Here is a 12,558-nt window from a genome sequence, read left to right as displayed (position 1 = left end):
GCGCGGCGTCGCCGGCGGCCGCGATGTCCGGGTAGCCGAGCACCACCAGCGTCCGCACCGGCGGATCGGCGACCAGCTGCACGGTCGCCTCGGTGACCACACCGAGGGTGCCCTCGCTGCCGACGAACATGCGGCGCACGTCGAATCCGTTCTCGGGGGCCAGGTGTTCGAGCGCGTAGCCGGACGCCTGCCGCCCGAACCGGCCGAACTCGGTGCGGATCGTCGCCAGATGACCGGTCGCAACCGTCCGCAACTGTTCGAGCAGCGACCCGGCGCCCGGCAGCGACAGAACGTCGCCCGTCCCGGCGATCACCTCGAGGCCGATGACGTTGTCGACGGTGCGCCCGTATCCGAGGGTGCGGGCTCCGCACGCGTTGTTGCCGATCATCCCGCCGATGGTGCAGCGGTTGTGGGTGGAGGGGTCGGGGCCGAAGCGCAGTCCGTGCGGAGCTGCCGCGCGCTGCAACTGCGCCTGCACGACCCCCGGCTGGACCCGCGCGGTGCGCGTCGCCGGGTCCACCTCCAGCACCTCGTTCAGGTGCCGGGACAGATCCATCACCACACCGGGCCCGACTGCGTTGCCCGCGACGGACGTGCCGGCGCCGCGCGCGGTCAGCGGGACACCGTATTCGCGGCACACCGCGAGCACCGCGGCGATCTCGTCGGCGGCGCGGGGCCGCACGACCGCGAGCGGCGGCACCCGGTACAGGGACGCGTCGGAGGAGTAGAGGGCCCGGGTGGTGGTGTCGCCGCGCACCTCGGCGATGCCCGCGGCATGCAGGGCTGCGACGAGATCTCCGTCGTGCAGCGGCCCGGCCCGGCCTCCGGCGGGCGGTGCGTCGACGGGATCGGTCGCGCGGGCCATACCGGACGATGCTAGTCCGACGTCTCGTGGGCTCGAGCGCGATCCGGGCGCGTGCCTCACGGGTGCTGCTCAACAGGCACGGTCCCCCGTCGACGCGTCCTCGCCTAGCATCGAGGCTTGTGCCCGCCGATTCCCCTTCGCCCGAAACGACCGCTTCCACCGGCGTGACCGTACGCACGGCCCGCATCGTCGCGATCGTCACCGGGTTGCTCGGGTTCGTCCTCGCCCTGTCGTTGCCGTTCCTGCCGGTGAAACAGGAATCCGCGAGCGTGAGCTGGCCGCAGAACGGCAGCCTCACCAACCTCGAAGTCCCCCTCATCACGTACTCGCCGCTGGAACTGCGCGTCAGCGTCCCGTGTTCGGCGGTCGGCCTGCTCGGCGAGGACGGCGGCACCCTCGTCTCGACCGTTCCCCCGGACGCCCCCGACGCCACCGAGAACGCGCTGGTGATCCGGTCGGTGCCGGGCCGGGACGGCGCCCCGGGCAGCATCGAGGCGGTCCTGCGCAATTCGGTGCTGGTGTCGGCCCCGACGGATCAACCGTGCACGGCGGTGACCGTCGCCGCCAACGCGAAGCGGACCGCCGCGGAGATCGTCGGCCCGGGCGACGAGCCCGTCACGACAGTCGAAGGCGACGTGCGGCCCCAGATGGTCGGGATCTTCTCGGATCTGCAGGGCGCCGCGCAGGATCTGACGACCGGGCCGGCTGCGGAGCGGCTGTCGGTGCGCGCCGAACTCGATTCGCGCTTCACCTCCACGCCGACGACCGTCAAGCAGGTCGCGATGATCGTGTGCGTCCTGTCGACGCTGCTCTCGCTCGTCGCGCTGCACCGGATCGACGGGGTGGATCGGCGCGGTGCCCGCCGGGTGCTGCCGGCCCGGTGGTGGCGGATCACCGTCGTCGACGTCGTGGTCGTCGGCACCCTGCTGGTGTGGCACGTCATCGGCGCCAACACCTCCGACGACGGCTACATCCTCAACATGGCCCGGGTCTCCGAGCACGCCGGGTACATGGCCAACTACTACCGCTGGTTCGGAGTGCCGGAAGCGCCGTTCGGCTGGTTCTACGACGTTCTCGTGGTGATGACGAACGTGTCGACGGCGAGCATGTGGATGCGCCTGCCGGCGCTGATCGCCGCGATCCTGTGCTGGATGGTCATCAGCCGCGAGGTGATGCCGCGGCTGGGCGTCGCGGTGCGGCGCAACCGGGTCGCGCTGTGGACGGCCGGGCTGGTGTTCCTCGCGTTCTGGCTGCCCTACGACAACGGTCTGCGCCCCGAACCGATCATCGCGCTCGGCGCCCTGCTGACCTGGTGTTCCATCGAGCGGGCCATCGCGACCGGGCGCATGTTGCCCGCCGCGATCGCGGTGCTCATCGCCGCGTTCTCGCTCGCCGCCGGACCGACCGGCCTCATCGCGGTCGCGGCCCTGATCGCCGGTGCCCGCCCGCTCGTGAAGACGCTGATGGCGCGGCGGCAGCTGGTGGGCTGGTTCGCGCCGCTCGCCCCGATCCTCGCGTCCGGGACGGTGGTGATGGTCGCGGTGTTCGCCGACCAGACCCTCGCGTCGGTGCTGGAGGCGACCCGGGTACGGTCCGCGGTCGGCCCGAACGTGCCGTGGTTCGACGAGCGGCTGCGCTGGGACGCACTGCTCACCGTGTCCCCGGACGGCTCGCTGGCCCGGCGCTTCGGCGTGTTCGTGATGCTGTTGTGCCTGGTCGTGTGCGTGATGCTGATCCTGCGCAAGGGCCGCATCCCCGGCACCGCGATCGGTCCGTCACGCCGGATCCTCGGCATCGTGTTCGCCTCGCTGCTGCTGATGATGGCCACACCCACCAAGTGGACCCACCACTTCGGTGTGTACGCGGGCCTGGCCGGATCGGTCGCGGCGCTCGCCGCGGTCGGGGTCGGCGCCGCGGGGATCCGCTCGCCGCGCAACCGTGCCCTGTTCACGGCCGGGGTGCTGTTCGTGCTGGCAATGGCGTTCACCGGCTCCAACGGCTGGTGGTACGTCTCGAGTTACGGCATCCCGTGGTGGGACAAGCCGCCGTCGATCTCCGGCCGCGCCTTCTCCACCGCGCTGCTCGCCCTCACCGGTGTCGCGCTCGTCGTCGCCGCGTGGTTCCACCTGCGCGAACCGTTCACCACCCCGAAGCCCGACCGCAACGGGCGGGTGCGGGCGCTCGCGTCCGCGCCGCTGACCGTGGTCGCGGCGGGTGTCGTGCTGTTCGAGGTGCTGTCGCTGGTCAAGGGCGCGGTCGCGCAGGGACCGGCCTACTCGATCGCCCGGTCCAACATCGCGTCGCTGACCGGCGGATGCGGTCTCGCCGACGAGGTGCTCGTCGAAACCGATCCGAACGCGACCGCGCTGGTTCCGCTCGAGGGGTCTGTCGCGGATGCGCTCGGCGCGGGCCGGGACGAAGGCTTCACCCCCAACGGGGTGGCGCTGGACCTGACCGCCGACCCGGAAACCACCACGAGCGGTGGCGCCAACACCGTCGACCCCGAGGAGGGCGGCACCAGCACCTCGACCGGTGCCGGCACCGGCGGCGGTCGCGGGGAGACCGGTGTCAACGGCAGCACGGTGGCGCTGCCGTTCGGCCTGGACCCGGCGACCACCCCGGTCCTGGGCAGCTACCGCACCGGCGTGCAGCAGAGCGCCGAACTCGAATCCGGCTGGTACGCGCTGCCGGAACGCACCGACGCGACGCCGCTGCTCGTCGTCACCGCCGCCGGACGCGTGCGGTACGTCGACCCGGACGGGGTCATCACCCCGGGTCAGGACGTGCGGCTCGAATTCGGTCGTACCGCAGACGGGACCGTCGAACCGATCGGCGCGGTCGCGCCCATCGACATCGGGCCGGCCCCGTCGTGGCGGAACCTGCGGGTGCCGCGCGAACAGATCCCGGCCGACGCGGACGCGGTGCGCCTGGTCGTCACCGACGGGGACCTCGCACCCGGCCAGTGGGTCGCGGTGACGCCCCCGCGGATGCCGCAGCTGGAGACGCTGAACACGGTGGTCGGGGATCAGGCACCGGTGCTGCTGGACTGGTCCGTCGGCCTGGCGTTCCCGTGCCAGCGCCCGTTCGACCACCGCTACGGGGTCGCCGAGGTTCCCGACTTCCGGATCCTCCCGGACCGGGTCGGCGCGGACTCCACCAACGGCTGGCAGGACCACATCGGCGGCGGCCCGCTCGGCTGGATCCCGCTGCTGCTGACCGCGCAGACGATGCCGACCTACCTGAACCACGACTGGGACCGCGATTGGGGTTCGCTCGAGCGCTACACCCCGATCGATCCGACCGCGACGACGGCGGATGTCCAGGTCACGGAAGTCACCCGTTCCGGGCTGTGGTCGCCCGGTCCGATTCGCGACGGTGTTCCGGATCTGCTCGAGTGACCCAGGCTACGCCCAGGTGAGGGGGCGTATCGCCGAAGGTCACCGGCAGATAACATCGACAATCGTGCCCGACGACGTGACGACGACCACCGTTCCCCCTGCCGCCCTGCGGCCACCGGTCGTGACCGACCTGCGCGCGCAGTACCGCACTGCGCGCCTCGTCGCCATCGTCGCAGGTCTGCTCGGTGCACTGCTCGCGATCGCGACCCCGTTCCTGCCGGTGAAGGTCACCGAAGCGACGGTGACGTGGCCGCAGAACGGCTCGACCGAGGCGGTCACCTCACCCCTGATGTCGCAGGTGCCGCTGCGGCTGTCCGCGACCCTGCCGTGCACGACCGTCTCGGAGCTGCCCGACGGCGGCGGCATGCTGCTCTCGACCGCACCCGCCGACGGCGAGGGTGCCGCGCTCAACGCGATGTTCGTACGGGTCGGCGAGGAGAACGTCGACGTGCTCGACCGCAACGTCGTGGTCGCGACCGCGCCGCGCAGCGAGGTCGAGTCGAGCGCCTGCCGTGAGATCACCATCTTCTCCGACGTCGACCGCACCACCGCCGAGTTCGTCGGCCTCAGCGACGAGAACGGCAACCGCCGCGCCGGCGAGCTCATCGGTGACCTGCGTCCGCTCGTCGTCGGTGTGTTCAGCGACCTGAACGCCGACGTGCCGGGGCTCAGCGTCACCTTCGACGTCGACTCGCGCTTCTCGTCGTCCCCGACGGTCGTGAAACTGCTCGCGATGATCCTGGCGGTGTTGTCCACGGCGCTGGCCCTGGGTGCCCTCGCCAAGCTGGACGTCACGGACGGTCGCGGACACCGCCGGTTCCTGCCCGCCCGGTGGTGGAAGTTCACCGGCGTCGACGTCGTGGTCTTCGCGACGCTGATCGGCTGGCACTTCTTCGGTGCGAACACCTCGGACGACGGCTATCTGCTGACGATGGCCCGGGCGTCCGAGCACTCCGGCTACATGGCCAACTACTTCCGCTGGTTCGGGGTCCCCGAGGCACCGTTCGGCTGGTACTACGACGTGCTCGCCGTGTTCGCGAAGATCTCCACGGCCAGCCCCTGGATGCGCCTGCCCGCGCTGATCGCCGCGATGCTGTGCTGGATGGTCATCAGCCGCGAGGTGGTGCCGCGTCTCGGCCGGGCGGTCCGTACCAACCGGATCGCGCTGTGGACCGGCGGCCTGGTGTTCCTCGCGTTCTGGCTGCCCTACAACAACGGCCTGCGGCCCGAGCCGATCGTCGCGCTCGGCGCCCTCCTGACCTGGTGTTCCATCGAACGGGCCATCGCCACCGGCCGGCTGCTGCCCGCCGCGACGGCGGTGCTGGTCGGCGCGTTCACGCTCGCCGCCGCCCCCACCGGCCTGATGTGTATCGCCGCGCTGCTCGCCGGTATCCGGCCCATGACGCGCATCGTCGTGCGCCGCCACCGCCAGCTCGGGACCCTGCCGCTGGTGGCGCCGATCCTCGCCGCCGGCACGCTGGTGCTCGTCGTCGTGTTCTCCGACCAGACCCTCTCCTCGGTCCTCGAGGCCACCCGCGTGCGCACCATCATCGGCCCCAACGAGGAGTGGTGGAACGACTTCCTCCGCTACTACTACCTGATGGTGCAGACCGTCGACGGGTCGCTGGCACGCCGCTTCGCGTTCCTCACGATGCTGCTGTGCCTGTTCACGTGCCTGCTGGTGCTGCTGCGCCGCCGGCGCATCCCGGGCGTCGCGGTGAGCCCGTCGTGGCGGCTCATCGGCATCGTCTTCGGCACGATCTTCTTCATGATGTTCAACCCCACGAAGTGGACCCACCACTTCGGGGCGTACGCGGGCATCGCCGGGTCTCTCGGCGCACTGACCGCGGTGGTCGTGTCCGCCAGCGCGCTGCGGTCGCGGCGCAACCGCACGATCTTCCTGGCCGGACTGCTGTTCGTGCTGGCCGTGTCGTTCGCGGGCATCAACGGCTGGTGGTACGTGTCGAGCTACGGCATCCCGTGGTTCGACAAGACGGTCTCGCTCAACGGCCGCCAGTCCAGCTCGCTGTTCCTGGTGCTGTTCGCGCTGTCCCTCGCGCTCGTCGCCTGGCAGTACCTGCGCGAGGGCTACGCGCCGCCGCCGGAGAAACCGACGTCGCCGAAGGGCCGGCGCATCCGCGCGTTCGCCGCGGCACCGCTGACGGTCGTCGCGGGCATCATGGTGCTGTTCGAGGTGCTGTCGCTGCTCAAGGGCGCGGTCTCGCAGTATCCGGCGTACTCGCTGGCGCGGTCCAACATCGGGGCGCTCGCCGGGCAGACGTGCGGTCTCGCCGACGACGTGCTCGTCGAGGTCGATCCCAACCAGGGCCGGCTCCAACCGATCATCGACCCGGCCAACCCGCCGCAGGACGGTGACGCGCTGGCCGGTGCCGCACCGCGCGGTTTCAGCCCCGACGGGATTCCGTCCGACCTGACCGCCGACTACGTCGAGGTCAAGCCGGGCCAGGGCAACACCGACAACCAGAGCGTCGGACCGACCTTCGAAACCGGAGCCGGTGGCGGCACCACCGGTGGATCGGGTGCGCGCACCGTCAACGGCAGCACCGCGAAGCTGCCGTTCGGGCTGGACCCGGCGGTCACCTCGGTGCTGGGCAGCTACCAGACCGGCATCCAGGAACCGGCGATGCTCACGTCGAGCTGGTACCAGCTGCCCGAGCGCAGCGACGACGCGCCGCTCATCGTGATCTCCGCGGCCGGCCGCATCTGGTCCGTCGACGACACCGGCGCCACCACCTACGGGCAGTCGATGCTGCTCGAGTACGGAACCCGGCAGCCGGACGGAACGGTCGAGGTCCAGGGCACCTACCTGCCGCGCGACATCGGCCCGGCCCCGACGTGGCGGAACCTGCGGGTGCCGCTCGCGGACCTGCCCGAGGACACGAACGTGGTGCGGATCGTCGCGAACGACCCGAACCTCACCGGTGACCAGTGGCTGGCGTTCACGCCGCCGCGCGTGCCGACGCTCGAGACCCTCAACTCGGTCGTCGGCTCCGAGCAGCCGGTGCTGCTGGACTGGGCCGTGGGCCTGCAGTTCCCGTGCCAGCGCCCGTTCGACCACCGCTACGGCATCGCCGAGATGCCGAACTACCGGATCCTGCCGGACCGTCCGCTGGCGGTGTCGTCGACCGACACGTGGCAGGCCGCCGAGTTCGGTGGCCCCCTCGGGTTCACCGAGGTGCTGGCCCGCCCCCAGCAGGTGCCGACCTACCTGAAGGACGACTGGGCCCGCGACTGGGGTTCGCTCGAGCGGTACACGCCGTTCTACCCCGAGGCGACCCCCGCCGAGGAGGCGACCACGGTGGTCACCCGCTCCGGCCTGTGGAATCCGGGCACCCTCCGCGTCTACGAGTGACATGACGAAAGTCGGCCCGTACGGAACTTCCGTACGGGCCGACTTTTTGTCTACGCGCTGAGTTCGAATCGCTCATGCTGTAGCGCAGGCGAATTCCGAATCCGTGAGCGCATCCACCGGTGGTGGAACCTTCCACGAAGGTTCCGCCACCGGGGAGCGTCAGAGCGGGAGGAGGTGGTGCTTGCGCGGGTTCTTGAAGACCTTCTTGTCGCGCAGCAGATTGAGCGCGCGACGGATCTCGAGGCGGGTCGTCGACGGCTCGATCACCGCATCGACATAGCCGCGCTCGGCCGCGATGTACGGCGTCGCCACGTGCTCGTTGTAGAAGTTGATGAGCTGCTGGCGCACGGCCGGAGCGTTGTCGCCGGCGGCCTCGATCTGACGGCGGCCGATCACCGCGACCGCGCTCTCCGCACCCATCACGGCGATGCGGGCCGTCGGCCACGCCAGGTTGATGTCCGCGCCGAGCTGCTTCGAACCCATCACCGCGTAACCACCGCCGTACGACTTGCGTACGACCACGGTCACCTTGGGCACCGACGCCTCGACGTACGAGAACAGGAAGCGACCGCCGCGCTTGATGACGCCGATCTTCTCCTGCTCGACACCCGGCAGGAAGCCGGGGGTGTCGACGACGAACACGAGTGGAATGTCGTAGGCGTCGCAGACCCGCACGAAGTGCGCCGCCTTGTCGGCGGCCGCCGCGTCGAGCGCACCGGACAGGAACATCGGCTGGTTCGCGACGACACCGACGGGACGTCCGTCGACGCGCGCGTAGCCGGTGATGATGTTCGGCGCGACCTGGGACCGGATCTCGAAGAATTCGCCGTCGTCGAAGATCTTCAGCAGGACGTCGTGCATGTCGTAGCCGGCGTTGTCGGCGTCGGGCATGAAGGTGTCGAGTTCGAGATCGTCCGGGGTGATCTCCGGTTCGAGGCCCGGGTTGATGACCGGCGGCTTCTCCTGCGCGTTCGACGGCATGTAGCTCAGGTACTGCCGCACCCATTCGAACGCCGCCTTCTCGTCGGGGGCGATGTGGTGCACGTTGCCGTATTCGGCCTGCTTGCGGGCACTGCCGAGCTCTTCGAGGCTGACGTCTTCACCGGTGACGGCCTTGATGACGTCGGGACCGGTGACGAACATGTACGCGTCCTCGGTCGCCACGACGACGTCGGTGTTGATCGGCGCGTACACCGCACCACCGGCGCACTTGCCGACGATGACCGAGATCTGCGGGACCAGCCCGGACAGCGGTTCGCTGCGCTTGCCGATCTCCCCGTACCACGCGAGGGAGGTCACCGCGTCCTGGACGCGGGCTCCACCGGAGTCGTTGATGCCGACGACCGGGCAGCCGACCTTCAAGGCGTGCTCGAGTACAGCCGACACCTTGCGGCCGAACATCTCACCGACACTGCCACCCAGGACGGTCTGGTCGTGGGAGAACACAGCGACGGGCCGCCCGTCGACGGTCCCGTGCCCGACGACGACGGCGTCGCCGTAGAACGCGTCCGGGTTCCCGGGCGTGCGCATGAGCGCACCGATCTCGATGAAGCTGCCCCTGTCGAGCAGCATGTCGATGCGTTCCCGTGCGCTCGGGATGCCCTTCTTCGCGCGCTTCGCAATCGCGGCTTCGCCCGCAGGCTCCTTCGCGATTTCGAGTTTTTTGCGCAGGTCGGCCAGCTTTTCTGCCGTGGTGCTCACTACTCGTTCAGCTCCTCGTGGCCGCGATCTCGGCCAGCTTCCGGGTCAGGTCGGCCCCCACCTTCGCGATGTACGGTTCATCCACGATCTGCAGGTGGTCACCACCGACGTGGATCACCTCCAGATTGCGGACGACCTCGCCCCACCCCCCGTCGGGCTGCCGGGTTCCGAACGCCGGCTCGAGGTCTATCGCGTCATCGTGATACTTGTCGGCCATGTACAGCACCACGGTCCCGTCGTAGGGCTCGAGCTTCGCGGTCTGGATGGCACGGTTGTCGAGCCAGGACGTGCGCTGATGTTCGATGATGCCGCCCGGAATCTTCGCGCCGCTGAGCTTGAGCAGGTCCATGAGGATGCGGACCTGGCCCTCGTCGTCGGCCTGGGCGAGCTGCTCGTACGGCAGCGGCGCATCGACCCCGTAGGTCTTCTTCGCGAACTTCGCGTACCGCTGCCAGCGCTTGGTGATCTCTTCCGGCGTGTCCTCGACCTTCTCACCGGCCATGACGGTGTCGATGAGGCCGACGTACCGCACGTCCTTGCCCTCGGCGCGGAGCATCCGCGCGACCGCGTAGGCGAGCACGCCACCGAGGGACCAGCCGTACAGTACGTACGGGCCGTCGCCCTGGATCTCCTTGATCAACGGCAGGTACTCGGCGGCACGCTGCTCGATCGGGCCTTCGGTCCGCTCGAACCCGTACATCGGGGTGTCGGCGGGCAGACGCTTGAGCAGCGGCTCGTAGGCCACGGTGGATCCGCCTGCGGGGTGGAACACGAACACCGGCACGGCGTCGGAACCCTCGGGGCGGGCACGCAGCGTACGGACCAGGCCGTCGATGCGGTCGGCGGATTCGAGGTGCTGGCGCACGGTCTCGGCGAGCTGCTCGATGGTTTCGGCGTCGAGCACGTCGTCGACGGTGATCTCACCGTTGGACCGCTCGGTCAGGCGCGCGGCGAGCCGCTCGGCGGTCTCGTCGTCGAGGATCGGCAGCGTGTCGAAGATGCCCTTGGCCGATTCGCCGGTGATCACCGCCCAGGACGCGAACGTCAGACGCTCGGCGGCGTCGCGCGGCGGCACGTGCTGACCGGACGCCTCCGCAACCGCCTGCTGATCGGTGATGTCGGTCTGTGAAGTCTCGGCCTGCGCCTTCGTAGCCTCGGCTTCGGCCTCCGCGAGGATCGCTTCGGCCTCGGCAATGACGGTGGTGTCCTCGACCGGCGGCACCGTGACCGCGTTCGCGGCGTCTTCGGCTTCCTCCGCAGCCCGTTCGGCGGCCTTCTCGGCGGCCTGCTGCGCGGCGAGCGCGGCGACCTCCTCGCGGTTATCGACCGCGTACCGCAGGTACTTGGCGACGTCGCGCAGGCTCGCGTCCTTGACCGCGGACAGCTGCAGCTGCGGAATGTCGAACTCGTACTCGACGCGGTTCTTGATGCGGACCGCCATCAGCGAGTCCAGGCCCAGGTCGATGAGCGGGATCTCGACCGGCAGATCCTCCGGGGAGTAGCCCATCGACTCGGCGACGATCACCGCGAGCCGGTCCTCGAGGCTCTCCGAACCTTCCGGATCCCACCTGTCGCCGAAGGATTCGACGACCTCGGGCAGTTCCTCGACGGTGTCGGCCGCACGTTCGACGGGCGCGACGACCGGTTCCGGCAGCACCTCGCCGGAGGACACGACGGCCTCGTGGACGAGTGTGAACCCGGACGCGTCCTTCGCGTGGACCTGCAGGGAGGCGCCACCGGGATGTGGGGTGAGGGTCGTGGTGAGCGTGCCGGAGGCCGGGACCGGCGCGTGCGGAACGCTCGCGACGAGCGTGACGTCGGCGTACACCTGCGCGGCCGCGGCGGTCGCGAGGGCCGCGGGATCGGTGACGGCGGAGGCCTGCACCTCCCACGCGAAGCGGCCGTCGGGCAGGGCGACGCGGGCGCCGGGGACCCGGCCGTTGCCGCCGGAACCGATGCGCGTCTTCAACCAGAACTCCTTGCGCAGGAACGCGGTCCGCGGCAGGTCCGCGTACTCGCCGTCCGGCAGCAGGCTGCGCAGATCCACCGCGTGCCCGTACGTGTAGAGCTGCGCGAGCGCGGTGAGCACGCCGAGCGACTCGTCTTCCTTGCGCTTGAGCGTCTGGATGAACTTGCCGTCCTGCACGCCCGCGTCGAACGCGGTGGCGGCGACGGACATGAGGGTCGCGGGGTTGGCGTTGAGCTCGACGAACGTGGTGTACCCGTCGGCCAGCGCCTGCCGCACGGCCTGCGTGAAGTACACGCTGTGCCGTAGGCCCTTGGTCCAGTACTCGACCGGGTGGATGCCCTCGTGGCCCGCGCGGTACAGGGTCTCCTGATCGACGGACGAGTACACGTCCACCTTCAGGCGGTGCGGTTCGATGCCGGCGAGTTCGGCGGCGAGCTCACCGAGCAGCGGATCGACCTGCGAGGTGTGGCTCGCGCCCTTGGTCTGCAGGACGCGCGCGAACTTCTCCTCGGACTCGGCCCGCGCGACGATCGCGTTGACCTCGTCCTGCGGTCCGCCGATGACGGTGTGCGTGGGCGCCGCGTAGACGCAGACCTCGAGATGCGGGAAGTCCGTGAGCACCGCGGAGATCTCGTCGGCGCTGTATTCGACGAGCGCCATGAGACGGATGGCGTCGCCCTCGAGGCCGGCCTCGGCCTCGCCCATCAGCCGCGAGCGCGCGCAGATGACTCGGACGGCGTCCTCGAGCGACAGGCCACCGGAGATGTAGGCACCGGCCGCCTCACCCATCGAGTGCCCGATGATCGCGGCGGGCTCGGCACCGTGGTGGCGCAGCAGCGCGGCCAGGCCGATCTGGATGGTGAAGATGCCGACCTGGGCGGTCTCGACGTCGTAGTCCTGCGCGTCGTCGAGGAACTTCTCCTTCATGGAGTAGCCCGACTCGTCGTAGATCAGTTCGTCGACCTCGTCGACCGCGGCGGCGAACACCGGGTTCTCGAGGTAGAGCTGCTTGGCCATCTTGCGGTGCTGGGCACCGAAGCCCGACAGCACCCAGACGGGGCCCTTGGTGTCGGGGGTGTCCGAGCTGAAGACGCCCTGGGCGGGCTTGCCGGCCGCGACCGCGCGCAGTCCGGCGATGGCCTCGGCGCGGTCCTTGGCGATGACCACGGCACGCGAGCGGCCGTGGTTGCGGCGAGAGAGGGTACGTGCGACGTCGGCGAGCGGCGTGGTGCTGCCGACCTCGGTCTCGAGC

General features: G+C 70.1%; 5 protein-coding genes. 2 read left to right on the top strand and 3 right to left on the bottom strand.

The features are described from left to right. The coding region (locus tag ACN675_RS24745) for an FAD-binding oxidoreductase (RefSeq protein WP_420753356.1) at positions 1–865 on the bottom strand (865 nt) is incomplete at its 3' end. Between the two features lie 119 nt (positions 866–984). On the opposite strand from ACN675_RS24745, the gene ACN675_RS24740 reads away from it, so the two are divergent. After that, positions 985–4,263 carry an arabinosyltransferase domain-containing protein gene (locus ACN675_RS24740; RefSeq protein ID WP_420753355.1) on the top strand — a complete coding sequence of 1,093 codons (3,279 nt, stop codon included), beginning with the start codon at positions 985–987 and terminating at the stop codon, positions 4,261–4,263. Between the two features lie 64 nt (positions 4,264–4,327). Further along, positions 4,328–7,636: an arabinosyltransferase domain-containing protein gene (locus tag ACN675_RS24735; RefSeq protein WP_420753354.1), complete on the top strand. Its 3,309-nt coding sequence runs from the start codon at positions 4,328–4,330 to the stop codon at positions 7,634–7,636. A 159-nt stretch (positions 7,637–7,795) separates the two neighbouring features. Here ACN675_RS24735 and ACN675_RS24730 read toward each other — a convergent pair whose 3' ends face one another. Continuing rightward, positions 7,796–9,337: an acyl-CoA carboxylase subunit beta gene (locus tag ACN675_RS24730; RefSeq protein ID WP_420753353.1), complete on the bottom strand. Its 1,542-nt coding sequence runs from the start codon at positions 9,335–9,337 to the stop codon at positions 7,796–7,798. 7 nt (positions 9,338–9,344) lie between these two features. Further along, the coding region (locus tag ACN675_RS24725; protein WP_420753352.1) for an acyltransferase domain-containing protein at positions 9,345–12,558 on the bottom strand (3,214 nt) is incomplete at its 5' end.

This window comes from Rhodococcus sp. O3 (assembly GCF_048897285.1).
In the GTDB taxonomy this organism is placed as follows: domain Bacteria; phylum Actinomycetota; class Actinomycetes; order Mycobacteriales; family Mycobacteriaceae; genus Rhodococcus.
Note: the sequence above shows the minus strand (reverse complement) of the source record. Positions and strands in the feature narration are given on the sequence as shown.